The organism is Streptomyces sp. NPDC001393 (genome assembly GCF_053597455.1).
Map to the genome: position 1 here is coordinate 31,135 of NZ_JBSFIH010000027.1, position 26,528 is coordinate 57,662.

The 26,528-nt window shown below is 71.7% G+C and carries 23 protein-coding genes and 1 pseudogene; 11 read left to right on the plus strand and 13 right to left on the minus strand.

The features are described 5' to 3' along the window. Positions 1–7: 7 nt before the first annotated feature. From ACWC2T_RS26325 to ACWC2T_RS26340, 4 genes are all read right to left on the minus strand, one after another. Positions 8–1,324, minus strand: coding sequence for an ABC transporter substrate-binding protein (locus ACWC2T_RS26325; protein WP_450672823.1), 1,317 nt, complete (start codon positions 1,322–1,324; stop codon positions 8–10). A 271-nt stretch (positions 1,325–1,595) separates the two neighbouring features. Then, positions 1,596–3,653: an elongation factor G gene (gene fusA / locus ACWC2T_RS26330; RefSeq protein ID WP_450672824.1), complete on the minus strand. Its 2,058-nt coding sequence runs from the start codon at positions 3,651–3,653 to the stop codon at positions 1,596–1,598. Between the two features lie 350 nt (positions 3,654–4,003). Beyond that, positions 4,004–5,218 carry a serine/threonine-protein kinase gene (locus ACWC2T_RS26335; RefSeq protein WP_450672825.1) on the minus strand — a complete coding sequence of 405 codons (1,215 nt, stop codon included), beginning with the start codon at positions 5,216–5,218 and terminating at the stop codon, positions 4,004–4,006. A 282-nt stretch (positions 5,219–5,500) separates the two neighbouring features. Continuing rightward, the gene (locus tag ACWC2T_RS26340; protein ID WP_450672826.1) at positions 5,501–6,877 is read right to left on the minus strand and encodes an MFS transporter; all 1,377 of its coding nucleotides are present in this window, start codon (positions 6,875–6,877) and stop codon (positions 5,501–5,503) included. Positions 6,878–7,252: 375 nt separating this feature from the next. Here ACWC2T_RS26340 and ACWC2T_RS26345 point away from each other — a divergent pair, with 375 nt between their 5' ends. Beyond that, positions 7,253–8,197: a helix-turn-helix domain-containing protein gene (locus ACWC2T_RS26345; RefSeq protein WP_450672827.1), complete on the plus strand. Its 945-nt coding sequence runs from the start codon at positions 7,253–7,255 to the stop codon at positions 8,195–8,197. Between the two features lie 322 nt (positions 8,198–8,519). Further along, positions 8,520–9,701: a PP2C family protein-serine/threonine phosphatase gene (locus tag ACWC2T_RS26350; protein WP_450672828.1), complete on the plus strand. Its 1,182-nt coding sequence runs from the start codon at positions 8,520–8,522 to the stop codon at positions 9,699–9,701. Between the two features lie 220 nt (positions 9,702–9,921). On the opposite strand, the gene ACWC2T_RS26355 is transcribed toward ACWC2T_RS26350, so the two are convergent. Continuing rightward, positions 9,922–11,244 carry a sensor histidine kinase gene (locus tag ACWC2T_RS26355; protein ID WP_450672829.1) on the minus strand — a complete coding sequence of 441 codons (1,323 nt, stop codon included), beginning with the start codon at positions 11,242–11,244 and terminating at the stop codon, positions 9,922–9,924. A gap of 153 nt (positions 11,245–11,397) precedes the next feature. On the opposite strand from ACWC2T_RS26355, the gene ACWC2T_RS26360 reads away from it, so the two are divergent. From ACWC2T_RS26360 to ACWC2T_RS26380, 5 genes are read left to right on the plus strand one after another with little or no spacing between them, the layout of a single operon-like run. Next, positions 11,398–12,054 carry a hypothetical protein gene (locus ACWC2T_RS26360; protein ID WP_450672830.1) on the plus strand — a complete coding sequence of 219 codons (657 nt, stop codon included), beginning with the start codon at positions 11,398–11,400 and terminating at the stop codon, positions 12,052–12,054. Between the two features lie 5 nt (positions 12,055–12,059). Next, entirely contained in the window at positions 12,060–12,782 is a 723-nt protein-coding gene (locus ACWC2T_RS26365) for an ABC transporter ATP-binding protein (RefSeq protein ID WP_450672831.1), read from the plus strand. Then, positions 12,769–13,431 carry an ABC transporter ATP-binding protein gene (locus ACWC2T_RS26370; protein ID WP_450672832.1) on the plus strand — a complete coding sequence of 221 codons (663 nt, stop codon included), beginning with the start codon at positions 12,769–12,771 and terminating at the stop codon, positions 13,429–13,431. Before ACWC2T_RS26365 ends, ACWC2T_RS26370 begins: the two co-directional genes overlap by 14 nt. Next, positions 13,428–16,079: an FtsX-like permease family protein gene (locus ACWC2T_RS26375; RefSeq protein ID WP_450672833.1), complete on the plus strand. Its 2,652-nt coding sequence runs from the start codon at positions 13,428–13,430 to the stop codon at positions 16,077–16,079. Before ACWC2T_RS26370 ends, ACWC2T_RS26375 begins: the two co-directional genes overlap by 4 nt. 38 nt (positions 16,080–16,117) lie before the next feature. Next, complete coding sequence (locus tag ACWC2T_RS26380; RefSeq protein WP_450672834.1) at positions 16,118–16,873, plus strand: response regulator transcription factor; 756 nt, start codon at positions 16,118–16,120, stop codon at positions 16,871–16,873. A gap of 230 nt (positions 16,874–17,103) precedes the next feature. On the opposite strand, the gene ACWC2T_RS26385 is transcribed toward ACWC2T_RS26380, so the two are convergent. From ACWC2T_RS26385 to ACWC2T_RS26395, 3 genes are read right to left on the minus strand one after another with little or no spacing between them, the layout of a single operon-like run. Beyond that, positions 17,104–18,378 carry a COG4705 family protein gene (locus ACWC2T_RS26385; RefSeq protein WP_450672835.1) on the minus strand — a complete coding sequence of 425 codons (1,275 nt, stop codon included), beginning with the start codon at positions 18,376–18,378 and terminating at the stop codon, positions 17,104–17,106. Positions 18,379–18,416: 38 nt separating this feature from the next. Then, a complete protein-coding gene (locus ACWC2T_RS26390) occupies positions 18,417–19,685 on the minus strand; it encodes a sensor histidine kinase (RefSeq protein WP_450672836.1) in 1,269 nt (422 codons plus the stop codon). After that, the gene (locus ACWC2T_RS26395; RefSeq protein WP_450672837.1) at positions 19,676–20,329 is read right to left on the minus strand and encodes a response regulator transcription factor; all 654 of its coding nucleotides are present in this window, start codon (positions 20,327–20,329) and stop codon (positions 19,676–19,678) included. The genes ACWC2T_RS26390 and ACWC2T_RS26395 overlap by 10 nt, the downstream gene beginning before the upstream one ends. A 175-nt stretch (positions 20,330–20,504) precedes the next feature. On the opposite strand from ACWC2T_RS26395, the gene ACWC2T_RS26400 reads away from it, so the two are divergent. Continuing rightward, positions 20,505–20,843 carry an iron chaperone gene (locus tag ACWC2T_RS26400; RefSeq protein ID WP_450672838.1) on the plus strand — a complete coding sequence of 113 codons (339 nt, stop codon included), beginning with the start codon at positions 20,505–20,507 and terminating at the stop codon, positions 20,841–20,843. Here the strand turns inward: ACWC2T_RS26400 and ACWC2T_RS26405 are convergent. Together ACWC2T_RS26405 and ACWC2T_RS26410 are read right to left on the minus strand one after the other, a co-directional pair. Further along, positions 20,818–21,273: a hypothetical protein gene (locus ACWC2T_RS26405; RefSeq protein ID WP_450672839.1), complete on the minus strand. Its 456-nt coding sequence runs from the start codon at positions 21,271–21,273 to the stop codon at positions 20,818–20,820. The two genes, ACWC2T_RS26400 and ACWC2T_RS26405, sit on opposite strands and share 26 nt — an antisense overlap. Beyond that, positions 21,270–21,800 carry a hypothetical protein gene (locus ACWC2T_RS26410; protein ID WP_450672840.1) on the minus strand — a complete coding sequence of 177 codons (531 nt, stop codon included), beginning with the start codon at positions 21,798–21,800 and terminating at the stop codon, positions 21,270–21,272. Before ACWC2T_RS26410 ends, ACWC2T_RS26405 begins: the two co-directional genes overlap by 4 nt. Before the next feature lie 168 nt (positions 21,801–21,968). Here ACWC2T_RS26410 and ACWC2T_RS26415 point away from each other — a divergent pair, with 168 nt between their 5' ends. The 3 genes and pseudogenes from ACWC2T_RS26415 (at position 21,969) to ACWC2T_RS26425 (ending at position 24,058) form a co-directional block, all read left to right on the plus strand. Next, positions 21,969–22,805, plus strand: a complete 837-nt coding sequence (locus ACWC2T_RS26415) for a COG4705 family protein (protein ID WP_450672841.1) — start codon at positions 21,969–21,971, stop codon at positions 22,803–22,805. Between the two features lie 23 nt (positions 22,806–22,828). Continuing rightward, a pseudogene (locus ACWC2T_RS26420) lies at positions 22,829–22,933 on the plus strand (tyrosine-type recombinase/integrase); the annotation flags it as partial. A 267-nt stretch (positions 22,934–23,200) separates the two neighbouring features. Next, positions 23,201–24,058, plus strand: coding sequence for a helix-turn-helix domain-containing protein (locus tag ACWC2T_RS26425; protein ID WP_450672842.1), 858 nt, complete (start codon positions 23,201–23,203; stop codon positions 24,056–24,058). Between the two features lie 27 nt (positions 24,059–24,085). Here ACWC2T_RS26425 and ACWC2T_RS26430 read toward each other — a convergent pair whose 3' ends face one another. Genes ACWC2T_RS26430 through ACWC2T_RS26440 form a run of 3 tightly spaced genes read right to left on the minus strand, consistent with a single transcriptional unit; the run spans position 24,086 to position 26,347 of the window. Next, on the minus strand, positions 24,086–24,541 hold the full coding sequence (locus ACWC2T_RS26430) for an NUDIX domain-containing protein (RefSeq protein WP_450672843.1): 456 nt from the start codon (positions 24,539–24,541) through the stop codon (positions 24,086–24,088). 31 nt (positions 24,542–24,572) lie between these two features. Further along, positions 24,573–25,859 carry an MAB_1171c family putative transporter gene (locus tag ACWC2T_RS26435; protein WP_450672844.1) on the minus strand — a complete coding sequence of 429 codons (1,287 nt, stop codon included), beginning with the start codon at positions 25,857–25,859 and terminating at the stop codon, positions 24,573–24,575. Positions 25,860–25,870: 11 nt separating this feature from the next. Next, positions 25,871–26,347, minus strand: coding sequence for a hypothetical protein (locus tag ACWC2T_RS26440; RefSeq protein ID WP_450672845.1), 477 nt, complete (start codon positions 26,345–26,347; stop codon positions 25,871–25,873). Positions 26,348–26,528: the final 181 nt, after the last annotated feature.

Genomic DNA, 26,528 nt, shown 5'->3' on the forward strand with positions numbered 1-26,528 from the left:
GTCCCGCTCACGCCGCCGGCATCTGCTGCTGGGCCTTCTGCAGCGCGGCCCTGACCGAGTCGGTGGTCACCGAGCGCCCGGCGGCGGCGTCGGCGAACAGGTCCTTGACGGCCGTACCGACCGCCGTCTCGAACTGCGACTCGGACGCGACCTGCGGCAGGGCGGCCGTGCTGGTGGCGAGGGTGTTCTTCAGCACGGCGGTGGCCGGGCCGCTGAACGCGGCGTCCGCCTGCGCGGACTTGACCGGCGGGATGGAGCTGTAGGCCGTGTTGAGGATCTTCTGTTCCTCGTCGGAGGTCATGAACTTCACGAACTTCGTGGCGCCGTCGAGGTTGTGGGTGTTCTTGAAGACGGCGAGGTTGATGCCGGCGACCATCGAGTTGACCTGGGTGCCGGTGCCGGGGGTGCCGGAGAGCACCGGTACGGGCGCGATGCCGTAGGCGTCCTCGCTCATGCCCTGGGACTTGAGGTTGGCGGCGGCGGACTGCCACAGCAGCATCGCCTGCCTGCCCTTGGCGAAGTCGCTGACGGACTGGTTCTGCGCGTACTCGGCGTCGCCGGTCGGGATGACCTTGTCCGTCGCCATCAGGTCGACGTAACTCCTCACCGCCTTTACCACCTTGGGGTCGGTGAAGTCGGGCTTGCCGTCGCCGGTGAAGAAGTCGGCGCCGCGCTGCTTGGCGAAGACGAAGACGTGGTGGATGTTCTCCGCGAGGTTGGAGCCCTCGGCGCCGAGCGCGGACTTGCCCTTGGCCTGTATCTTCTTGCCGTCGGCGATCAACTCGGCCCAGGTGGCCGGTGGTTGCCCTATCCCGGCGTCGGCGAAGATCTTCTTGTTGTAGTAGAGGGCGTACGCCATCGAGTACAGCGGCACCGCGGCCGGGTCCTTGCCCGCCGCGCCGGTCGAGCCGAGCGCGGAGTCGACGAACCGGTCCTTGCCGCCGATCGCGGCGAACTTCTTGGCGTCCCAGGGCAGTAGCGCTCCCGTCGCCTGCAGCGAGGCGCTCCAGGTGTTGCCGATGTTCAGCACGTCCGGGCCCTGACCCGAGGTGGTCGCGGTGAGGATGCGGTTGAGCAGGTCGGACCAGGGCACGACCTCCAGCTTCACCTTGATCCCGGTCTGCTTCTGGAACTTGTCGAGTTCGGGCTGGAGGACCTGCTTGTCGACGGCGATGCTGGCGCCCTGGTTGGAGGCCCAGTACGTCAGCGTCTTCGGCGAGTCGTCGGACCCTCCGCCGCTGGACGAGCCGCCTCCGCAGGCCGTGGCCGCGAGGACGAGAGAGAGGGTGACGGCGCCTGTGGCCGCGGCTCGGATGCTGCGCATGGCTCCTGGTGTCCCTTTCCGGGAGTCGAGAACCCCGAGGCTGCTCACGGGAGCCGACACCGTGCGGACCCGTGCGGGTCTGTTCGGCTCCCTAAGCCCCTCATGGCTTAATTTAGGACGTGAGTTAAACCTCGGGAGAAACGCTCGTCAAGAGAGCCGGCGCCGACGAACGGCCGAACGGGCGGGAAAGGCGCGGAAAGACCGGGTTCGGGCCCCCGGCGCGGGGCCCGAACCACCCGCCGGGTCGGCGGGTGGTGCGGGCCCCGCCCCGCTACCGGACCGCAGCCGGTCGCGGTGCCGGGGCGTAGCCGGCGGGGCGGGTCGTGAAGGTGCCGCGGCCCTGGGTCCGGCTGCGCAACCGGGTGGCGTAGCCGAAGAGCTCGGCCAGTGGCACGGTCGCCGTCAGTACGGCCGCGCCGCCACGGGGCTCGGAGCCGCCGACCCGGCCACGCCGGGCCGCCAGGTCACCGAGGACCGAGCCGACGGCGTCCTCCGGCGCGGTCACCGTGACCTCGGCGACCGGTTCCAGCAGGGCCGTAGCGCAGGCGCGCAGGGCCGCGCGGAGCCCGAGCCGGCCGGCGGTGCGGAAGGCCGTGTCGGAGGAGTCCTTCACATGGGTGGAGCCGCCGGTGAGCGTGACGCGGAGACCCGTCACCGGGTGCCCGCCCAGCGGGCCCTCCGCGAGCGCGTCCCGGCAACCGGCCTCCACCGCACGCACGTACTCCTGTGGCACCACCCCACCGACCACCGCGGAACGGAACTCGAATCCGGTCGCGCCGACTTCGGGGCCGAGCGGCTCCACATCGAGCACGACATGGGCGAACTGGCCGGCTCCGCCGTCCTGTTTGACGTGCCGGAACACGAACCCCGTCACTCCCTCGACGACCGTCTCGCGGTAGGCGACCCGCGGCCGGCCCACGGAGACCTCCGGTCCCCCGTCACGGCGGATCTTCTCCACCGCGACCTCCAGGTGGAGCTCGCCCATGCCGGACAGCACGGTCTGCCCCGTCTCGGCGTCGGTGCGCACCACCAGCGAGGGATCCTCCTCGGCCAGCCGTACCAGTGCCGTCGCCAGCCGGCCGGTGTCCGTGGCGCGCCGGGCCTCGACCGCGACGGACACCACGGGCTCGGCGGCCACCGGCCGTTCCAGGAGCAGCGGGGCGCCGGGGTCGCACAGCGTGGAGCCGGCCCGCGCCGACTTCACACCGGACAGCGCGACGATGTCACCGGCGACCGCCCGCTCCAGCTGGGCATGCCGGTCCGCCATGACCCGCAGGATGCGCGCCACGCGCTCGGTGCGACCGCTGCCCGGGTCCCACACGGTGTCTCCCTTCTCGATGGTGCCCGAGTACACGCGCACATAGGCCAGCCGCCCGGTGGCGCTCGCGTTCACCTTGAACACCAGCCCGCAGAACGGCACTTCGGGGTCGGCGTTGCGTCGCTCCTCCGCCCCCTCGTGGACGCCGCGTACCGCGGGGACGTCCAGCGGCGAGGGCAGATAGGCCACGACCGCGTCGAGCAGCGGTTCGATGCCCCGGTTGCGGTAGGCGGAGCCGCACAGCACGACCACACCGTCCCCGGTGCGAGTGAGGTCGCGCAGGGTGGCGGCGAGGGTGGCGGCGGAGAGGGTCTCCCGGTCGCAGAACTCCTCCAGTGCGGCCGGGTGCAGCTCCGCCACGGTCTCCTCCAGCGCCCTCCGCCGCCGTACCGCCTCCTCGCTCAGCGACTCGGGCACGGGCCCCGCCACAGCCGTACCCGTGCCGTCGGCCCAGACCAGCGAGCGCATCCGGACGAGGTCCACCACACCCGTGAACCCGTCCTCGGCGCCGATGGGGAGCTGGACCACGAGCGGGACCGGGTGCAGTCGCTGCCGGATGGACTCGACGGCCCGGTCCAGGTCGGCGCCCGCCCGGTCCATCTTGTTGACGAAGGCGATTCTCGGCACGCCGTGCCGGTCCGCCTGCCGCCACACCGACTCGCTCTGCGGCTCGACCCCGGCGACGGCGTCGAACACGGCGACCGCGCCGTCCAGGACGCGCAGGGAGCGCTCGACCTCGTCGGCGAAGTCGACGTGGCCGGGGGTGTCGATGAGGTTGATGCGGTGCCCGTCCCAGGCGCAGCTGACGGCGGCGGCGAAGATGGTGATGCCGCGGTCGCGCTCCTGCGGGTCGAAGTCGGTGACGGTGGTGCCGTCGTGCACCTCGCCCCGCTTGTGGGTGGTGCCCGTCGCGTAGAGGATCCGCTCGGTGACGGTGGTCTTGCCCGCGTCGACATGGGCGAGGATGCCGAGGTTGCGGATCGCGGCGAGGGTGGTGGTGTTCGTGCGCACGGCCCAGGGCCTTTCTGAGGATCTCGAGGATCGGAAGAGGGCAGCGCGATTACCCGTGCGTCCGGAATCAGCGGGGCGTCACGGGCGTCCGGTGCCGGCCGCGCAGCGGGCACCGGCCGGACCAGGACACGAGGATCACCTCGTACCGGGAACGGGGAGCGACGACAGCGGTGCGTGCGCGCACGGCCGGGCTCCCCTCTGTGTCGGACGGCGGGCACCGCCGTATCGGTCGTGGCGGTGCTCGGTACGGGATGACGGTACGAGAGGGAGGCGGGCGGGGGCACGTCATTTTCCGATACGCCGTCAGGGTGGAGGCCGGGTGCCTGTGCCCCGCCGGCGAAACACTCTGTTCAGTTGTGGGAGTGCCGTCTGTTGACTTTCCCGGCCTTCCGTTCGGCCTTGCGCTCATGGCCCCGGTCGTCGCCACGTTCGCGCGCAGGCGGCGCCGTGACGGTCGGGGACGGTGTCCGGGGTGCGAGTGGGGAGGTGAGCGTTGCCGGAGCGGGGGAAGACGGCGACGAGGGGGTGGGGGTGCCGGAATCGATCGACGCGCCCAGGGCTGCAGCGGCGGTGAAGAGGGCCAGGCCGATGCCGCCGAGCGTGGCTCGGGTGGCCAGTCTGCGGCGGCCCCGCGGACGGGAGTGCGCCGCATCCCGGGATGCACGGGTCTGAGGGCCGGGAGCGTGAGCGACGGGTCGGGCAGGCAGGGGGGCCGGGCCGCCGGCCGGCTGGGTCGGGAGCGGGCTCCGGTGGCATGCGGCGAGCCAGTCGGCCGCCTGCTGGGCCGTGGGCCGGTGGGCCGGATCCTTGGCGAGCAGACGCAGCACGTAGTCGGACAGTGGCTGCGGTATCCCGGGGCGCAGTCGGACCGGCGGCGGTGGGACGGCGTCGACATGCTGCTGCACCACGGCCAGCGAGGTCGCACCGCGGAACGGGGGCCTGCCGGTGAGCAGTTCGTACAGCACGCAGCCGAGGGAGTAGACGTCGGAGGCGGGTTGGGCCGGGCGGCCGAGGGCGCGTTCGGGGGCGAGGTAGTCGGCGGTGCCGAGGATCTTGCCGGTGGCGGTCAGGGAGCCGGCCGCCTCGTCGGCGAAGCGTGCGATCCCGAAGTCGGCGATCTTCGCCGTACGGTCGCCGGTCAGCATCACGTTGGCGGGTTTCACATCCCGGTGGACCACTCCCTGGCGATGCGCCGCGGCCAGACCGGCGGCCACCTGGGCGACGACGGCCGCCGCGTCCAGCGGGGTGAGGACACCGCGCAGGGACCGGTCCTGGGCGAGACTCCAGCCCTCGACGAGCTCCATGACCAGGTAGAGCCGGCCGTGGTGGGAGCCGAAGTCGTACATGCCCACGACGTTGGGGTGGTTGAGCCGGCCTGCGGTCTGCGCCTCCAGGCGGAAGCGTTCGGCGTCCGCGGCGTCCTCGGCACACAGCAGCTTGACCGCGACGGGACGCCCGAGGAGCCGGTCGGCGGCCCGCCACACCTCCCCCATCGCGCCGCGCCCCAGCCGTTCCTGCAACTGATAGCGGTCCGCCAGCAGCGCCTGCACACACACCTCGATCATCACGACGTTCTTGCTTCCGCAGACCCGGGCCTCACGGGCTGGTGGCCGTTCGGCTGCGGGGGCCGGGCCACCGCCGTACGGGGTGGCAGGGACCCCTGGGTCCCGGGTCCGGTCCACCCCCTACAGCGCACGGGAGCCCGGCGGTGTCACAGGTCGCAGGCCCGGCAGCGCGCTCGCGTCGGGTGTCCGGCCCAGTCGGCCAGGCGATGCGGCCGGCTCCGCCCTGTGCTCCTAGCGCGCGTGGTGCGGAGGCAGTTGCGGGGCCTGTGGAGTCGGCGGGGATCAGCCGCGGCGCAGGAGGAGGCGGGAGAGGGCCGCGGTGGCGAGGAGGAGAGCGGCGACGGCGAGAAGGCCGGTGCGCATGCCCGGGAGGGAGAAGCCGCCGCCGGGGCCGGAGAGCAGGCTGCCGAAGAGGGCGACGGCAAGCGCACCGCCGGTCTGGCGGAAGGAGTTGAGCAGCCCCGACGCGGTCCCGGCGCGCTCCCGGGGGACGGCGTCCATCAGCAGCGCGGTCAGCGCGGGCACCACGAGCGCCCCGCCGATGCCCAGCGGCAGCAGCAGGACCAGCACCAGCCACACGGGAGTGTGCGCGGCCAGCGGCAGCATGGCCAGCATCGCCGCGATGAAGACCAGCTGCCCGGCGACGATCACCGGACGCCGCCCGATGCGCTCCGCCAGCCGTGGCGAGACCAGGTTGGTCGCCGTCACCACCGCCGACATCGGCACGAACATCAGCCCGGCCACGATCCCCGACATCCCGCGCAACTGCTGGTAGTACAGCCCGAGGAGGAAGATCCCGCCGTAGAAGGCGGCGTTGACGGCGAAACCGACCGCGAGCGGGACGGCCACCTCGCGGTCCCTCACCATGGCCAGGGGAACCATGGGTTGGCGGTGCCTGGCCTCTACTACGCAGAAGGCGTAACCGGAGGCGACGGCGAGCGCGGCGGCGGCCAGTACCGGGCCGCTGGTCCAGCCCCGGTGGCCGCCCTCGATCACCGCGAAGGCCAGCCCGGCCAGGGCCAGTACGGCGGTGAGCTGGCCCCCGCCGTCCAGGGCGGCGGGCCGGCGCGGGGAGCGCGGCACCCGGAGCAGCGCGCCCAGGATCACCGCGCCCACCGGCAGGTTGAGCAGGAAGACGGCCCGCCAGCCGGCCCAGTCGGTGAGCAGCCCGCCCAGCACCGGGCCCGCGGCCATCGCCACCGAGCCGCCGACCGTCCACAGCGCGATGGCGCGGGCGCGGGCCCGGGCGTCCTCGTACGCCTGCCGGACCAGCGCCAGCGAGGCCGGCATCACGACCGCGGCGGCGCCGCCCTGCGCCACGCGCGTGGCGATAAGCACGCCGATGCCGGGCGCGAGCGCGCAGCCGAGGGAGGCGAGGGTGAACAGGGCGACGCCCCAGGCGTAGGCGCGGCGGGCGCCGGCGCGGTCGGCGAGGGCACCTGCGGAGAGCATCAGGGCCGCGAACATCAGCGTGTACGCGTCCACGACCCACTGCAGCCCGGCCATCCCGCCGTCGAGGGAGTTCCGGATCGCGGGCAGCGCGATGTTCACGGCCGAGACGTCGATGGTGATCACGGTGAACCCGAGCAGCGAAGCGACCAGCGCGAGGCCGTTGCGCCGCGGCGCGGCAGGGGTGGCGGGGGCGGCCGTGGGTGGCATGGCGGGGGCAGCGGTGGGCGGTGCGGCTGGTCGGGCCCGGTCCGGCTGTCGTCGCCGGAGCGTGTGTGCGGATGACCCGGGGGTGTGCCCGTGAGCGAGGGCGGTGGACCGGGAAGGAGTGCGCGGCATCTTGAATTCCTCACTTGCGATGGATGATTGACGAATCGTCAGCTCAGGAGGGGCGGGCGGCACGGTCCGACGGGGCCGCGGTCCGGTGTCGTGCACCCCCTGGGCCCCGGCGGCCGGGCCGCCCGCTCCGGGTCAACTCTGCGCCCGCGCACGGCCGTCCGGCAGACCGAGTGCTGCCCGGGGTGCGGCGTTCCAGGCCCTGACACGGCCCCCCATGCTCCCCGCCCCACCTGCCACAATGGTCGGATGACAGCAGCAGCGGACGCGCGGGGCACCGAACTGGGCAGGTACCTGAAGGCCCGCAGGGCTCAGGTGCGCCCGGAGGACGTCGGGCTCCCGACGGGCGCGGGCGTGCGCCGCACTCCCGGACTGCGCCGGGAGGAGCTGGCCGCACTGGCGGGGGTGAGCGTCGACTACTACATCCGCCTGGAGCGCGGTCGGGAGACCAACCCGTCCCCGGCCGTCGTGGACGCCCTCGGCCGCGCCCTGCGGCTGCGCGGCGATGCGTACGAACGCCTGCACGAGCTCGCGGAGCTGGCCTCGGGCCGGGTCTCGGAGCTGTCCGCCTGTTCGGACAACACCGTCCGGGACTCGGTTCTGCGCACTCTGGAGGCGGTGCGCCCGCTGCCCGCCTATGTGGTGAGCCGCTACAACCGCGTACTGGCCGCGAACCCGCCCGGCCGGCGGCTGCTGCCCGGGCTCTGGGACTGGCCCGAGGAGCGGCGCAACCTGACCCGCTACCTCTTCCTCCACCCGGTCGGCCGGACACTCTACGAGCCGTGGGCGGAGACCGTCGCCCTCTCGGTGGCCCATCTGCGAGCAGTCGCCGGGGCCGACCCGGACGACCCCGAGCTGACCGCGCTCGTCGGCGAACTCGTCCTGAAGTCACCGGAGTTCGCGTGCCTCTGGGAGCGGTACGACGTCTGTGAGCGCGGCGGCGGGCAGAAGACCTTCCGCCATCCGAAGGTCGGTCCGATGACCCTGACGTATGAGGTCATGCGTCTCGCCCGGACGGGCGGCCAGCGGTTGGTGGTCTACCAGGCGGCCTCCGGCACCCCGGACGAGGAGGCCATGTTCCGCCTGGAGTCCGGGGACGCCCGACCGGAGTCCGCGCCCTCGGACGACGCGTCGCCCGCCACCGAGCGGTGCCCCGCCGACGCGGCGCCCCCGGCCCACGCCACCGCCGGCTGAGCCCATGGGTGTCAGCCGGGCCCGGCGTGGCGGCGCAGAGCCGTCTCGGCCGCCTCGTCGGCGGGGAGGAAGAGCTCGACGTACAGCTCGGGCAGGGTGACGTAGACGGTGGTCCCGAACGTGCTCATCATGGTGAACAGCTCACCCTCCCCGAGAACAGCCTGCTCGCTCGCTCACCACCTGGGGACTGGAGGAAGCGTCCCTGCCAGGTGTCCGACGGCAGCAGCACCGCGCCTCGTCTGCGCCGGGCCCGGCTGAGCGACGAGGGCGGCCGGGGCCCGTGCGGTCGTCAGCGTGGCGTGGCGGGTGCAGTGTGGAAGATGTGGATGCCCGGCGACCCCTTGCCGGTCCGCGGCAGCCGTGGCGGTCGAGCCATGCGCTGCTGCTGATCCCGATCGTGCTCATCCTGGTGATCACGGCGGTGGACCAACTCGTCCCGGCCGACATCCATCTCGGCCCGCTGCTGGTCATCGCCCCCGCGATCACCGCCTCGTTCGCCGGCCCCTGGCTGACGGGGCTGATCGGGCTCCTGGCCGTGGGCGCGCAGGCGTACATCGGCTGGCACTTCGGCGTGCTGTTCAGCCGTAACGTACTCGTCCAGATCCTCGCCCTGGCCGTCCTGTCGGCCCTGACCGTGTTCTACTGCGTGATGCGCGAGCGCCGGCGACACCAGCTGGCGCAGGTACGCATGATCGCCGAGGCGGCGCAGCACGTCCTGCTGTGGCCGCTGCCGGAGCAGATCGGCCCGATGAAGGTCGCCTGTCTGTATCTGGCCGCCGAGGCGGAGGCCCAGATCGGCGGCGACCTGTACGCCGCGACCCCCACCGACAGCGGCGTACGGGTCATGATCGGCGACGTGCGCGGGAAGGGCCTCTCCGCCATCGGGGAGGCCGCACTGATCATCGGGGCGTTCCGCGAGGCCGCCCACCACCACACCGTGCTGCCCGCGCTGGCCTTCGCCCTGGAGGAGAGCGTGGCCCGCAACCTGCCCACGCTGGAGTCCGAGGAGGAGAGGGGCGAGCGGTTCGCCACCCTGATGCTCATGGAGATCCCCGACGAGGGTCACGTCACCCGGATACTGAGCTGCGGCCATCCCCCGCCGCTGCTCCTCAGCCACGGCAGCGCCGTCGCGGTCCCGGTGCACCCGGCGCCCCCGCTGGGGATCCACGGGCCGGCGGCCAGGGACGACTACACGGTCGACGTGTTCTCCTTCGAGCCCGGCGACACCCTCCTGCTCTACACCGACGGGGTCATCGAGGCCCGCGATGCCGACGGTGCCTTCTACCCGCTCGCCGAACGAGCCACCCGGTGGGCCGGCAGCAGCCCCGAGAAGCTGCTCCACCACATCCGCCGCGATCTCCTCGACCACGTCGGGGGAAGCCTCGGCGACGACGCCGCGCTCATCGCGCTGTGCCGCACGCCGACCGGCGCTCAGGCCCGTCGCCACGGGCATGGCCTCGATGTCGGCAGGTTCGGTCATGCCCGGGACAGGACCGCTCGCTGAGCCGTACGAACGCGCAGGCTGGGGCTCCACTGGTCCGGGAGTGGCATCGAATCCTTGCCGGGGCGTGCGTGGTGCTGCCGCGTGCTGCTGTCTCACCGGGCGGTATCGCAGGTCCCCCGTCTGTGCGGTGGCCGTCGTGGATCCGGGCCCATGGGACCGGCTCGGCACAAGGGCAGGCGAACAAGCCACACCCGGAGCCGAGCATGTCGGAGAGAGGCATTCATCCGCAGGCCGGTGCGTTGCCTTCGGAGCCGGCCCCGCGGACCGGGACGAGGAGGGTGAACGTGGCCGGAGCCCTTCCGGTGAGGGAGAGTCGGCCGCCGATGGAGTGGGCCAGTTCGGAAGCGAGGGCGAGGCCGATGCCCGTCCCGTGGCCGCCGCCGGTGTGTCCGCGGTCGAACAGCTGCGCCGGCTCGCCCACCGCGGCTCCCTCGTCGCTCACGTCGAAGGCGAGGGCGTCGTTCAGGTCCCGCACCACCAGTCGCACGGTTCCGCGTCCGTGCACCCGTGCATTGTCCAGCAGGACGTCGAGCACCTCCGACACGGGGCCGCTGGGGACCAGGACATCCGCGGGTGCGTCATGTGTGCCGCACTCCAGGCGTCTGCCGTCGGCGGCGAACAGGCCGTGCCAGTGCTCCTGTGTCTCCTGAAGGAGGTGTGCCACCGCGATGTCCGCGGCGGCCGGGCGGGGCCGGTCCGGGGAGCGGGACAGGCGCAGCACTTCCTCCACGGTGTGGTGGAGGCGGTGGGTGGTGGCCAGTGCCTCGGTCAGCACAGGGCGTAGACGGGAGTCGTCCTGGGAGAGACCCGATTCCAGGGCGAGTTGCAGGCCGGTGAGCGGAGTGCGCAACTGGTGCGAGGCGTTGGCGACGAAATCCCGTTCCCGGCGGAGGAGTTCGGACAGAGTGTGCAGCATGGTGTTGTGCGTGCGGGCCACCTGATCGATCTCGGCGATGTTGCTGGGGGCCGCCCGCGCACTCAGGTCCCCTTCGGCGACAGCCCGACAGTGGCGGGAGAGGTCCTCCAACGGGGCGGCCAGCGCCCGAGCCTGCCGACGGGCGACCAGCACCGCGATGGTCAGCGCGACTGCGGTCACGCTCAGTAGCACGGCCCACGCGGCCAGGACCCGGTCGCGTACGGCGTCAGCGGGGGAGGACGCGCGGACCACGCCGATCACCTGCTCGGCGTGGGAGACCGGTACGGCGGCGACCAGGTCGCCGCCCGACCGCCCCCGGACCACCTCTCCGTCAAAGGCGCGGTGGACCGGCGCGTCCGCCGTCCGGGGGCCGCTGCCCGCACGTTTGGCCTGCTGCGGGTCGTACAGGCCCAGATGCCCCCCTGCCGGCGCCCTGGGCAGTTCCACCGGATCACCGGTCGCATAGTCCGGGCTCACCCGTACGGCCGCGGCGAGCGCCGCGCGTTCCAGGGTGTCCCGCTGCCCGGCGTACAGGGAGGACCTGATGGCCAGGGCCAGGGGAACGGCGAGCAGGACCACGGCGACCAACGCGGCGGTGAGGGCGACTCGCACCACGCGCTGTCTCATGCCCTCATCATGCGGCGGTTCGGCCGGGCGCGCGGGGCGAGGCGCACGCTTTTGCCGTCGTCTAACCCTCGGCGAGCACGGCGTTAATCGGCCGCTTCCTACCGTGGGTGCCATGACCGTCCGGACCGGGGGATTCCTTGGAGGGCAGTGGTGATGGCAGCACACGCACGGACGTCCGCGACAGTCGGGCTGGTGCTCGTCGCGGCGGTGACCGCGGGCTGTTCCGGTTCCGGCTCGCACTCCGGTTCCGGTTCGACGACGTCGTCACCGCCGGCTTCCTCGGCACGCGTCGGAAACGGGCAGAACAACCCGGCACCCGCCCCCACCGAGTCCAATCCGCCCGGTGACATCCCCGACAACCAGGTGTACGTCGTCTACCGGCCGACAGGCGGGTCCTTCACCGGTTTCACGGTGAAGGTGCCTGAGGGCTGGGCCCGTACCGAGCAGGGAGGCAGCACGGTGTTCACCGACAAGTTGAACACCGTGAGGATCACGGCGGTCCCCGCGTCCTCCGCGCCCACGGTCGACTCGGTCACCAAGACGGTTGTCCCCAAGCTGCGCTCCCAGGTGCCGAAGTTCGCCGCGCCGAAGGTGTCGGAGGTGTCTCGGCACGCGGGCCGTGTCGTCCAGCTGACCTATCAGGGTGACTCGGCGAAGGACCCGGTCACGGGCAAGGTGGTGCGCGACGGCTTCGAGCGGTATGCCTTCTACAAGTCGGGCCACGAGGTGGATCTGACCTTGTCCGGCCCGGTCAATGCCGACAACGTCGACCCGTGGCGGATCATCAGCGACTCCTTCGCCTGGCGGTGAGCACGATGGCGTCCGAGCCGGTGCTGGCTGCTCGTGAGCTGTACCGCTTCTACCGGGCCGGCGAGGAGGAGACGCTCGCGCTGCGCGGGGTGTCGCTGCGGGTCGGGCGGGGCGAGACGGTGGCGGTCGTGGGACCGTCGGGATCCGGCAAGTCCACCCTGCTGGCGTGCCTGGCCGGGCTCGACGAGCCCTCGGGCGGCGAGGTCCGTGTGGACGGAGTACGGATCAGCCACCGGCCCGAGACCGAGCGGGCCCGGCTGCGTGCCCGGCACATCGGCGTGCTGCTGCAGACCCGCAATCTCCTGCCGCATTTGAGCGTGCGGGACAACGTCCGCCTGCCGCAGCGCGCCGCGGCCCGCAAACCCGTCACCTCGGCCAGGGAGCTGCTGACCCAGGTGGGCCTCGGCGAACGGATGCATGCGCTGCCCCGGCAGCTGTCCGGTGGCGAGCTGGCCCGGGCCGGGCTGGCCGTGGCGCTGGCCAACGCCCCCGCTGTCCTGCTCGCCGACGAGCCGACCGGCGAGCTCGACGGAGAGACCGAGCGGGTGGTCCTCGCCATGCTGCGAGAGCGGGCCGCACAGGGGTGCGCGGTGCTGATCGTGACGCACAGCGCGGAAGTCGTCCGGAGCGCGGACCGGGTGATCACGCTGGAGGACGGCAGGGCCACCGACGCCTCGGCCCCGACTGCCCGTCCCGCGTCGCAGGGGGTGCCCGATGCCACGGGATGAAGTGCTCGTGACCTGTGCTGACGCGGCTCTCACCTTCGGCCGGGGTGCGCAGGCGGTCGTTGCCGTGCACGGTGCCCACCTGGCGATCGAGTCCGGCGATCGGCTCGCAGTCGTCGGCCCCTCCGGGTCGGGGAAGAGTTCGCTGCTGCACCTGCTGGCCGGGCTCGAACAGCCCACCAGCGGCACGGTGCGGCGGACCGCCTCCCTGGGGCCGCACGACATCGGCCTGGTCTTCCAGGGCGACAGCCTGATCCCAGCGCTGAACGTGGTGGAGAACACCTCTCTACCGTTGGTTCTCGCCGACCGGCCGGAAGGCGAGGCCCGGCAGGCCGCCCTCGCGGCGCTCGCGCTGGTGGGCGCGGCCGACCTGGCGGACCGGCTGCCCGAGGAGATCTCCGGTGGTCAGGCCCAGCGGGTCGCCGTGGCCCGGGTGCTGGCCCAGTCGCCGCGCCTGATCCTCGCCGACGAACCCACCGGCCGCCTGGACCACGCCACCGGCGGCCGTGTCCTCGACGCTCTCCTCACCGCCGCCGACCACACGGGCGCGGCCCTCGTCGTCACCACCCACGACCCCGCCGTCGCCACCCGGCTCACCACCCGGCGCGCCATGCGTGACGGCCGGCTGCTCGCACCCGAGGAAGTGTCATGATCATCTCGTGGGCGTCCGGCCTGGCCCGCCACCGCACCGGACGTCTGCTGGCCGCCCTGGCCGGCATTGCCCTCGCCGTCGCCCTCGTCGCCGCGCTGGGCTCCTTCCTCACCGCGTCCAAGGCGACCATGACCCAGCGCGCCGTGCGCTCGGTCGCCGTCGACTGGCAGGTCCAGGTACAGCCTGGCGCCGACCCCGGCGCGGTGATGTCCCTGGTCCACAAGGCGCCGGGAACCCGCGCCGCCCTGCCCGTCGGTTTCGCCCACACCACCGGCTTCACCGCGCGCGTCCAGGGCAGCACCCAGACCACAGGCCCCGGCATGGCCCTCGGCCTGCCCGACGGCTACCGCGCCCTCTTCCCCGACGCCATCCGCACCCTCTCCGGCTCCCCGACCGGCGTCCTGCTGGCCCAGCAGACCGCCTCCAACCTGCACGCCGCCCCCGGCGACACCATCGCCGTCCAGTTTCCGGGCATCGGGCTGAGGCCGGTGAAAGTAGACGGCGTGATCGACCTGCCCCAGGCCGACTCTCTCTTCCAGACCGTCGGCGCACCCAGCCAGTCCCAGCCCACCGCACCCCCGGACAACGTCGTCCTGTTGCCCGCCGCCAGGTTCGCCGCACTGACCCGGGGTGCCTCTGCGGTCACCACCCAGATCCACGTCGCCCGCGACGACGCCCGCCTGCCCTCCGATCCAGCCGCCGCCTTCACCGCGGTTACCCGCGCGGCCCACAACCTGGAGGCCCGCGCCGCGGGCGCCGCCCTGGTCGGCAACAACGTCGGCGCCGCCCTCGACTCCGCCCGCCAGGACGCCCTGTACGCCCAGATCCTCTTCCTCTTCCTCGGCGTCCCCGGCGCGGTCCTGGCCGCCGCACTGACCGCCGCGGTCGCCTCCGCCGGCGGCGAACGGCGCCGCCAGGAGCAGGGCCTGCTACGGCTGCGCGGCCTGCGCCCCCGCCAGATCACCGCCCTCGCCGGGTTGGAAGCGGCGCTGATCGGTCTCGCCGGCGGCCTGGCCGGACTGGGCGTCGCCGCACTGACCGGCCGCTTCGCCTTCGGTGCCGCCTCCTTCGGAGCGGGCGCGGGCACTTGGGCCGCCTGGTACGGCACTGCATTCGTCCTCGGCGCCGCCGTCGCCGCGGGAGCCGTCCTCGTCCCGGCCCTGCGTGACCTGCACACGGTGACCGTCGCGGAAACCCGCAAGGAGTCCGGCGCCCGCAGCACCCGGAACCCGTGGTGGATGCGGTACGGCCTGGACTTCGCCCTCCTGATCGGCTCCTGGCTGGTCTTCCGCGCCTCCTCCGGCAACCAGTACGCGTTGGTCCTGGCCCCGGAAGGCGTGCCCAGCATCTCCGTGTCGTACTGGGCCTTCCTCGGCCCTGCCCTGCTGTGGATCGGTGCCGCGCTGCTGCTGTGGCGGCTCACCCTCCTCGCCCTCACCCATGGCCGTCCCGCCATGGCCCGGCTGGCCCGCCCGCTGACCGCGACCCTCGCCGGCACCACCGCCGCCACCCTCTCCCGGCGCCGCCGCCCTCTGGCCCGCTCGGTCGTGCTGCTCGCCCTCGCTGTGTCCTTCGCGCTCTCCACCGCCGTCTTCAACGCCACATACCGCCAGCAGGCGGAGGTCGACGCCCGCCTGACCAACGGCGCCGACGTCACCGTCACCGAACCACCCGGGGCCCGTGTCCCACCCGGCGCCGGATCCGCCCTGAGGGTCTCCGGCGTTCGGCACGTCGAACCCCTCCAGCACCGCTTCGCCTACGTCGGCTCCGATCTCCAGGACCTCTACGGCGTCCGCCCGGGCACCATCGCCCGCGCCACCTCCCTCCAGGACGCCTACTTCGCGGGCGGCACGGCCCGGCAACTCATGCGGCGCCTGGCCGAACGGCCCGACAACCTGCTGGTCAGCGTCGAGACCGTCAACGACTTCCAGCTCTCCCCCGGTGACACCGTCAACCTGCGCATCCAGGACGCCCACACCAAGGCCCTGCGGACGGTCCCCTTCCACTACGCGGGCATCGCCAAGGAGTTCCCCACGGCACCGAAGGACAGCTTCTTCGTCGCCAACGCCTCCTACATCGCCAAGGCGACCGGCAGCGACGCGGTCGGCGCCTTCCTCCTCGACACCGGCGGCACCCACCAGAAGCAGATCGCCACGCGCCTGCGGTCGCAGCTGGGCACCAGTGCCACCGTCAGCGACCTCACCCAGACCCGCGGCACCGTGGGCACCAGTCTGACCTCCGTCGATCTGGCCGGGCTCACCCGCATCGAGCTTGCCTTCGCGGTCCTGCTGGCCGCCGGAGCCGGGGGACTGGTCCTCGCCCTCGGGCTCGCCGAACGGCGCCGGACCTTCGCCATCGCCACCGTCCTCGGCGCACGCACACGCCAGCTGCGCGGCATGGTCCTCACCGAGGCCCTCCTGCTGGCCGCAGGCGGCCTGGCCGGGGGTGCCGTCATCGGATGGGCGCTGTCGGAGATGCTGGTCAAGGTACTCACCGGCGTGTTCGACCCGCCGCCCGCCGCCCTGGCGGTGCCCGGCGTCTACCTGACCCTGACCGGACTGGCCGCCTTGGTCGCCGTACTGGCCGCAGCCCTGAACGGCATCCGCGGTGCCCGGCGCCCCGCGGTGGAGGAACTCCGCGACCTGTGAGCCCGCCTGCAGGGGAGGGACCTGTCTACTCTGTTGCCATGGGCACGCCTGCCGCACCGGACCGCAGCCGCCTGCACATCCTGGTCGTCGAGGACGACGACACCATCGGACGCCACCTGGAAACAGGCCTGCGCGTCAACGGCTACGCCCCCACCTGGAGCCGCACCGGCGCCTCGGCCCTGGCCGAGACGGACCGCACTGCCTACGACGCCGTTCTCCTGGACCTCGGCCTGCCCGACCTCGACGGACTGGACCTCGCCCGCACCCTGCGCGCCCGCCTCCCCGACGTGCTGATCGTGATCCTCACCGCCCGCACCGACGACATCGACGTCATCGCCGGCCTGGACGCAGGTGCCGACGACTACCTGGTCAAGCCCTTCAGCCTCACCGTCCTGCTGGCCCGCCTCCGCGCTCACCTGCGCCGCCAGACCATCACGTCGCAGCCGCAGCCCCCGCTACGGCTCGGCGACCTGGTCATCGACACCACGGCACGCCGCTGCACCCTCCGTGACACGGAGATCTCCTTGCGACCGAAGGAATTCGACCTCCTCGCCCGGCTCGCCAGGAACCCCGGTACCGCCGTCTCGCGAGAAACGCTGATGGCGCAGGTGTGGGACGAGAACTGGTTCGGCCCCACCAAGACCCTGGACGTCACCATGGCCGGCCTGCGCCGACGTCTCACCCAGGCCGCCGAGGAGTCCGGCCGGCCTTGCCGGTTGCCTCACATCACCACGCTCCGAGGGCATGGCTACCGCCTCGACGGCTGGAGCGATGGGGCCGGTACGAAGAGCTGACCGGCCCTCGCCTGTTCGCGCAGTAGGGTCTGCATTCATTCGGCCGACGCCATCCGGTCAGCGACCGCCCCACGAGAGGCTGCGGACATGCCCGGGCTGCCGCAGGCGGCCCCGGCCGCATTGCGGTGTGCGCAGCTCGCCGGCGTGTGCCGAGGAAGCGCGGTTCTCTGGGCCGCCTCGGCACACTGAGCCCGTAGGCCGGGTGGGCCGGCCGGGCGCTGTGCGGTCTGTCAGCCCATGTCCGTCAGGAGGGCGTTCAGTTCCTTCTCCTGCTGGGCGGGCGGCATCGGCGGGTTCGAGTGGTCGATGCCGAAGGTCCCCAGCACCTTGTCCATCTGGGCGTCGATGGAGGTCCAGCCGGTGTTGTCCAGCGGCTGCAACGATGCCTGGTCGGCATCCCACAGGTCGCGCAGCGACTGGGCGGCCGTGTGCGCGCCCTTCGCGTTCCCCGAGCGTGCGTCCTTGAGCGAGGTGGAGGCGAGGTTCTTCAGCGCGGCGACCTTGGCGGGCGGGAACTTCTTCACCGCCTGGCCGGGAGCCATCTGGACGGCGGTGGTGTTGTCGGTTTCCGGCGCCGGGCCGACGTGCGGCTGGCCGTGGGCCCAGACCAGCAGGCCCGCGGTGGCGACGGCGAGCAGTCCGAAGCCGGCCAGCGCCGTGCGCTCCTTGCGCGGGTTGCTGGTGGGCGGTGCGGCGTGGGTCGCCTCGTGGGTCTCGGTCACGTCCGAGCGCGTCACCGTCAGATAGACCACCGTGGCCAGGATCAGGCCGAGGAAGATCAGGCTGGTGGTGAATGTGCCCAGGTCGAGACCGGTCGGGTCGCCCGGGTTCTGGGCGACCTTGGGGGAGGCGAGCCAGTCGCCGATGTTCGCGCCCAGCGGGCGGGTCAGGATGTAGGCGAGCCAGAAGGACAGCACCGGGTTCGCGCCGAACTTCCACAACAGCGTGATCGCTGCGATGAGGCCGAGCGGCAGCAACACGGAGACGCCCGGGCTCCAGCCGGTCAGCTCCAGAGTCCAGTCGCCGGTCGCGGTGCCGAGCGCGAAGGTGACGAGAACGGCGAGCCAGTAGAACGACTCACGCGGCAGCGTCGTGACCGAGTGGATCGACAGCGTGCGCTCCCGCGCCCACCACACGCCGAAGACCACCGCGAGCAGCACCGAGAAGACCGCGGAACTGATCCACAGCGGCACGTTCAGCTGGTCGGTCAGGATGTCGGTGTACAGGGTGCCCGTGACGCTGACAACGACGACGGTCAGCCAGTAGGGGAACGGAACGTACCGCTTCAGCCGCAGCTGGACGGCCAGGACCACCACGAACACCGCGGTGAAGATCCAGGCCGTGTTCACCAGGCCGACGCCCAGCTTCATGTTGATCCAGTCGGCGAAGCTCTCACCGACGGTCGTGCACAGGACCTTGATCACCCAGAACCAGACGGTGACCTCGGGGACCTTGTTGAGCATGAGGCGCCCGCTGCGCGTGCGCGCTTCCGTTGTCGTTGTCATGCGGGGAGGTTTACGCAGGGAATCTGCACGTAACCTGACTACGTGGTTGCACGGGCGGCCGGGAGTGTCACCTCGACATGACCGCGGCCGTCCGCGATCGCGCGAACCTCCGCACCGGCCGAGGCGGCGATGCGCCGGACCACCGGCAGCCCCAGCCCGTACCCGTCGCCGCCGGTCACACCCGCTTCAAAGACCCGGTCGACCTCCGCGGGATCGAATCCGGGGCCGTCGTCCAGGACATCGACCACGATGGCCTCGCCCTGGTTGCGCGCCGTGATCCACACACGCGACCGCGCATGCCGCAGGCCGTTCTCCAGGAGGGGTGACAGCAGCGACACGGCGACGTCCGCCGCCACGGCGACCTCGACCTTCGAGGGAAAGGCGACCTCGACCGCGCGGCCGGCGATCGCCTGCCGCGCGGCAGAGCGCAGATCGCACCGGGTCCCCTTGTCCGTCCGTGCGCGCGCGGCGCGCAGAATCGTCGTGATCGCCGCATCGAGGCGGTCCACCTCGCTCAGCACTGCCTTCGGCGGCACCGGCTCGCCGGACAGCAGCGCCAGCTGCGCCTCGGCCCGCAGGACCGTGAGCGGTGTCCGCAGCTCGTGGGCGATCTCATCGGTGAGCCGGCGCTCGTCCGCCAACGCGTTGTCGACGCGCTCCAGGAGATGGTCCAGGGTCCGCCCCAGTTCCCCGAACTCGTCGCGGGGGACCCCGAGGTTGAAGCGGCGCCCCGGTTCGTGATGGCCCCAGTCGTCGGCGAGGGCGGCCATCTCGTGCACGACCCGCAGCGCGCGGTGTACCACGAGGTGCGCGACACCGCCGGCGAGGAGGATCGTGAGGCCGCCCAGTATCAGGGACAAGGCCAGGCTTCGCTGTTCGGATGTCTCGTAGGGCGTGAGGTCCACCTGGACGATCACCATGACGTGGTGGCCGTCGATCGGGACCTGCCGCGCGTACAGGAGGTAATCGCCGACCGACGCCGTCTGCGATCGCCCCGAGTCCGCCAGCTCCTCGACGCGATCGACCACGCTCGGCGGCACGTTCCCGTCGATCAGGCGGCCGTCGGCATACACCCAGGCGACCTCGTCCAGCGCCTCGCTGCTGTTCTCCGTCAGTACGACACGGCCGCCTTTGGCCGTGACGTTCGCCGCGACCGCCTCGGCGCGAGTACGTGCCAGATCGCGCGCGTCAGCGTCCGTCACCCGACTCAGCAGCACGTGCGAGACCACGACCAGGACCGCGACCACGGCGGTGGCGATCAGCACAGTGAGTGCGACGACCCGCTTACGGAATCCCGTCACTGCCATCGGTAGCCCACGCCACGGACGGTCGCCAGACGCTCGGCCACACCCAGCGGACCGAGCTTGGCCCGCAGCCGACGCACATAGGAGTCGAGGGTGTTGTCGCTGACCTGCGCCCCGTGCGGCCAGCCGGCAGCGATGAGGGCATGGCGGCGTACCGCGTCGCCCTGCGAGGCGATCAGGCGGCCCAGCAGCCGGAACTCGGTCGGGGTCAGGCTCATGCTCACCGAATCGTAGGTCACCACGTGCTTCGCCGGATCGAGGACGACCTCGCGCGGTGCGGGTGCCACGGTGGCCCGGCGCAGCAGCGCCCGGACGCGGACCAGCAGTTCCGGGATGTCGAAGGGTTTGGTCATGTAGTCGTCGGCGCCGGCCTCGAAGCCGCCCACCTTGTGATGCAGGCCGTCCAAGGCGGTGAGCATCAACACCGGCGCGTCGACGCCGCGAGCCCGCAGGGCCAGGCAGACGTCGCGGCCGTCGGCGTCCGGGAGCCCGAGATCCAGGACGACCAGGTGGGGCGCCGGTGCGAGCTGCCGCAGCAGGCTGTCGGCCGTGGCGGCGACGGAGACGGTGTGGCCGTCGTGCTCCAGGGCGCGTTTGAGGACGTCGCGGACCGCCGCGTCGTCTTCACACACCATGATGAAAGCCACGTGCTGACCCTAGATACTCCCGTCCCAGTTCTCCATCTCCCCTGGTCAGCCGCCTGACGTTCGGGAGCAGGCCGCTGGTGCCGCACGGCCCTGCCCTGTCATGAAGCCGCGGCGGTCGGGCGCGAGGGGGCGAGCCCGCAGCAGCGGTGTTCGCGGGAGGATCACAATGGGTGGCATGGACTCTGTACAGGAGTACATCGACTCCATTGCGCCAGGTCACCGTCCGCTCTTCGACCGGGTGAGCGGGTTGATCCTGGAGGAATTCCCGCAGGCGAGCGTGGCGCTGTCCTACGGAATGCCCACCTACCGGGTCGAAAAGCGCAGGCTGCACATCGGTGTCTGGCGGCACGGCGTCTCGATCTACGGGTGGGGAACGGACCGCGATGGTGGCTTCAGCTCCCGCCATCCCACGCTCATCACCGGAAAGGCCACCATTCGGCTGCGGTCCACGGACATGGCGGTCGTCACTGACGATGAACTGCGCGCTCTCATCCGTGCCGCGCTGAAGCCCTGACGGTGATCAGTACGGCGCTGGCGCTGCTGTTGTTCATTCCGCAGGCGAGGGTGAGCGCGGAAGCGGTGGGCGGGTCCAGCCGCAGCAGCCGCGTCGCGCAGCGGCCGAGCACGAACGACAGCTGGCAGACCAGTGCCGCCACGACCAGCGAGGCGCCCGGCAGCAGCGGGCGTGGCCGAGCGACGAAGGAGCCGAGGGCGCCGCTGGCGTTGACGTACGTCAGGACCAGCGAGCCGGCCAGGGCCGCAGGCACGACTGCGCCCAGCGCCCGGCCGAGGAACGACGCGGGCAGGGCGAGCCGGACCAGGCTGCCCGCCGCGCAGGGCAACACCACACCGACGAAGGTTGAGCCACCGCCCGCAGTGTGGATACTCGCGGCGAGCGAGCCGGCGTAGCCGCCGCTGAACAGCGGAGACAGCAGCTCGATCACCAGCGGTGTGTGGTGAGTGGGCTGATGAGGGTAGAGGCGAGGACCAGGCCGACCATGGTCGGCTGGTCGCCGTCGCCGTTGCCGGTCCACGCCGTAGCGCCGGCCGCCACGGGCATCGCCACGATCAGGATCATCGCGGTGATCAGGCCGCTGCCGCCGTCGGAGTCGGGCGAGGCGTGCAGCAGGACCGCGACGAGCGGGATGACCAGCAACGGGATCGCCAGGTGCAGCGCAAGCCCGGCGAGCAGTGCACTCGGGCGCCGCAGGACTCGGACCAGCTCACGGACGGGGACTTGGAGTCCGGATGAGAACAGCACCAGCCACAGCAGGCATGGTGCGGTGAACACCGGCAGTCGGATCAGCGGGCCGAGGGGCAGGGTGTGGGAGTGGCGCAGCCACAGGCCGGGGCCCGTCACGAGCAGGGCTGCGGCGTAGGACAGGACTACGGCCCGGCCCAGACGACGCCGCAGCCAGGCGCTCGCGCGGCCAGTGGGCGCCGGACTGGCGGTGGGAGCGGGTGCGTGCATGGCGGTCTTCTTCCGTCGCGGGGGCAGGGGCGGGACGGAAGACCGCTATGCGGAGACCATATGCGTGCGTGTGCATGAAGCCATGGTGCGCGCACGGGACGGGCGGGGCGGGTGATCCACGGCGGCAGTCAGGATGTGTTCAGGCACCCGGTGCCACGGTCGGGCGACATGGCATACGAGACATCTGAGAATCCGGTGCTTGAGGAGGCCGGCCAGGCAGCCCCTTCCCGTCACCGGCTGCGCTGGAACAAGGTGCCCGAGGTCACCGTCTGCTTCTGGGTGATCAAGGTGCTGTGCACCACGGTCGGCGAGACCGCCGCCGACCTCCTGAACGAGAAGGCCGGCCTCGGGCTGACCGGAGTCTCGCTGCTGGTGAGCGCGCTGCTCACCGTCGCCCTGGTGGTGCAGTTCCGCGCAAAGGGCTACCGCCCGGGCGTGTACTGGCCCGCCGTCGCCCTGATCAGCGTCGTCGGAACCCTGGTCAGCGACAATCTCACCGACAACATGGGCGTGGCGCTGGAGACCACCACCACGGTCTTCGCGATCGCCCTGGTGATCGTCTTCGCCCTCTGGTACCGCACCGAGCGCACCCTGTCGATCCACCACATCGACACCACCCGCCGCGAGGCGTTCTACTGGCTCGCCGTCCTGTTCACCTTCGCGCTCGGCACCTCCACCGGCGACCTGGTCGCCGAGGAGACAGACCTCGGCTACTGGGTGTCGGCCGCGCTCTTCGCCGCGGCCGTCGCCGCGATCGCCCTCGCCTGGTTCTCCCTCGACCTGAACGCGGTCTGGAGCTTCTGGATCGCCTACATCCTCACCCGGCCCCTCGGTGCCTCGGTGGGCGACTACCTCTCCCAGCCCACCGGCGACGGCGGCCTGGGCCTGGGTAGCGTCGTCACCAGCGTGTTGTTCCTGGCAGTCATCCTCGGCCTGGCCGTGCACCTCTCGGTCACCCGCAAAGACATCGCCGCACCAGAGCAGGCAGGGGCACCCGTGGCCTGAGCCACCACAATCCAGTCCACGAGGAGATCGGTCTCCCGCCGGTCCGGCTCCACGACCTCCGCCACGGCGCGGCGACCCTCGCCCACGCGGCCGGAGCCGATCTGAAGGACATCCAGGAGATGCTCGGCCAAGAACGACGCTTCGGAAGCCCAGGCCGAGGCTGCGGCGGCGGAGGCGAATGTGCCGGACGGTGCTGATCCGTCCGGAGAAATATCGGGGCCTGGCGCCCTTCGAACCTGCGACACCCGCTTTAGGAGAGCGGGCGTGGCCGTTGCCACCACCCCCGTGGGCGGCAACGACCACACCTCGATCACTAGAAGGTGAAACTATCCTCTTCTGGTGATCTGATCAAGTGGCTAGAGTGGGCTCGACCGCCGATCTGATGGAGTACCTGCATGCCCGAGCGCACCTTCGACGGCCGTGAACTGCGCAACCGCCGTGTGCTCCTGCGCAGGTCCCAGTCCGAGTTGGGTGCGGCCCTGGGTGTGGGGACCAACGCCGTGTCACGCTGGGAGACCGGTCAGGCCACTCCCCCGCCCGAGCGGCTTCCCGGCATCGCCGCGGCACTCGATGCGGGCCTCGACGACCTGTTTCCGCGCCTGGCGCCGCCCAACCTCGCCGACCTGCGCTGCGACGCGGGCATGACGCAGGCCGACACCGTCGCGGTCACCAAGACCCGGTCACCGATGTCGGTCCGCGCCGCCGAGCGTGGCAAGCGGCCGCTGCCCGAGGAGTTCCATGAGGCACTCGCCCGTGCGTACGGCGTCACCGTGCCGGAACTGCTCGCCGCCCAGAAGCGCAGCTTCGGTCACGTCGTGCCCGTGCAGACCCCCGAGGGCGTCTCGGCGGTCTCGGTGGCGCACAAGCTCGCGCACCTGCGGGACGACGTGTTCCAGGGCGCGCTGCCGCCGGACGCCGAGATCGCCGACGCGGGCAACCGCAGATCGGGCAAGCCGGTGCTCACGGCGGCTCTGGTCGAAGCGCTGCGACTGGGGACGTGCGCCGGTCTCTCGGACGAGATCCTGGATGCCCTGGCGCTGGCCCTCGATGTGCCGTCGGTGTTCTTCCGCAGCCCGGATCCGCAGATCGAACAACTGGTGGTGTCGACGCGCGCGGTCAGGAACAGTTTCACCGTGGAGGCGGCGCGCGGCGGCGAGCACGAGATTCCCGCCGCCGCGCGGGCCGAGCTTCTGGACTTCATCAGCAGCACGATGGCCGAGATCCTCGGCCCCGATTCCGACGTGCCCGAGTGAACTCCGCCGCCCGGCCTCCGCTCTCGGCTAGGCCCTGGCGACCTCGCGGTATGTGGTGCTGCCCTCCGCGAGGCAGGTCAGCGCGGCCTCCCAGACCGGCCGTACGGCGGGCGGGATCTCGTCCGGTCCGATCTCGTCCGGTGCGCTGAACCGGTAGTCGGTCAGCTCGCTCTCCTGCAGGACGATGGAGTCCCGCTGCTCCTCGCCGAGGACTCCGCCGTCGAAGACGAAGTACAGGTGGCCACCGGCCGGCGTCTGGACGAAGGCGCTCACCAGCAGCCGCCCGATCGCCTGGTCGATGCCGAGTTCCTCCAGCAGCTCACGGCGCGCCGCCTGGGCCGGCGTCTCACCCTCGTCGACGCCACCGCCCGGAAGGTTCCAGCCCGGCTTGTAGCCGGGCTTGACGATCAGGAACCGGCCGTCGCCGTCTCGGAGGAGTGCGGCGGCGGACATCGTGGGACGGGCGGGGTTGGGGGGAGTCATGGGCAACCTCGGGGTTCTCGGTATCGGTTGGTCAACTGCGACCGGTGAACTCGCCGGTGAGCAGGTCCTGGGCGTCGGCAGGGGTCGTGAGCCGGTAGGCGGATGCCAGGTCCCGCAGGTGGGCGACCTCTTCGTCCGGCGTGAGCCCGGGGTCGAAGGGATACGGCGCGCTCACGGCGGCCGACTCGTGCGCGGGCACATCGGCCATGGACAGCGCGGCGCGGATCCAGAGCGCCTCGGCCTGTACCTCGGTGGCGTGCTCGGGCCTGAGGTCGGTCCCGGCGCGTGCGAAGGCGCGCTCGGCAAGGTCGTGAGGAGCGTGACGTCTCAGCAGGAACACCGCGTCGCGGATGTCCATGGCGAAGCGGTCCAGGCGGGCCGGCAGCGACGGGTCCGGGCTGAAGAGCACATCGCGGAGGGCGTCGAGCCGTGCCGCCTTCGCCGTGATGCGGGTGAAAGACGTGCTGGGGCGGTGCCGGACGGCGTCCGGGAAGCGCAGTGCGAGCTGCCGCCAGAGAGGATGGAGGTCGACGAGGCTGCGCAGGGCGTGGTACCGCTCGCGGGCGGCGTGTGTCGCCGGAGCTATGGCGCCGAGGCCCCAGAGCAGGAAGCACAGGTACAGGAGGGTGTCGGTCACCGTCTCCTGGGTGTGCTCGGTGGCGTCCGACACCCGGGAGAAGGTGACCACCGCGAGGAAGGCGATGCGGATCACCGAGTAGACCGTGGTGATCACCATGGCGGTGGACATCATCCGCAGGCCGTTGCGCAGGGAGCGGAACGGCGCGTCCTTGACGGCACCTCCCCACTGGACCGCACACACCGCGGCCGCGACACCGGCGTACAGGTAGAACAGGCCCATGTACACGGCGAGGGCCGCCTGGCCGCGATACCGCTCGATGAAGAAGGGGGTGGCGGTGTCGGGCTTGCCCAGCAGGAAGAAGAAGATCACCCCCATCACCAGGACGGTGGCCGCCGAAGCCCGGGTGGCGACGCGGTGGACCACGGCGGACAGCCGGACGGCACGGGAGCGCTCGCCGTCCGGGCCGGCCGTGCGGTAGACCGCGGTGACGTAGCGGAGGATGACGCAGATGCCGATGATCGACAGCACGTGTTTCACGAAGTAGGCCAGGTCGGGCACACCGAGGCTGTCCAATGCGGTGATTCCCGCGGACGTCCGGCTCAGCCATGAGGCGGCGAAGGCCACGAAGGCCCCCCACAGCGACCGGTCTCGTGTGTGGCCCCTGACCGCCGACTTGGCTCGCAGGCCGGCCTGTACGAGGAGCAGGCCCGCGATGAGGTAGGCCAGGAGGTCGGACATGTTCGGGTCCTTCACGTCTTGGGCCTGCCGTAGGTGAAGTCCTGGGCGAGGCTGCGCGTGGTCGGGTCGTCGATGGCGTGCTGGGTCTGCGCCAGCCGGTTGATGAGCGCGGCCGCGTCCTCGGCACGCTGTTCGACCCAGGTCTCGTACCGCCGACGGGCGGAGGCCTGCCCCGCGGCCACCAGTTGCTCGGCACGCTCGGCCGAGAAGTCGGTCAGCAACTCGTCGGTGCCGATGACACCGGTGGAGTCCTCCGCCCACAGGTGGACCAGCTCGTGCAGCTTGACCTGCCTCTCGTGCCACGGCGAACCGCTGCTGACATGAAAGATCAGATCGAGGGGCCGGGTGTCATGCCGGACGTACAGACCGCAGATACCGGTGACACCGGCGATGCGGTCCGGCAGAGGCCTCATCACGATCCGCCGGCCGCGGGCTTCTTCCATGTTCCGGACCAGTTGATCGAGGCTGAAAGGCTCTGGCAGCGGCATCGAGGAGACGATCAGCTCCGTCTCGCGACGGAGCGCACGCCGTGATCTTGCACGCCTGATCATCCGCACGCAAGTTCCGCTCTCACACCGCAACGGCTGCGGTTACTGTGGCCCGATCCTTCGGACGACGCCCGGACGTTCAGCAAACTCCCCCCGATGTGTGGCGAATGGCTGCAGGGAG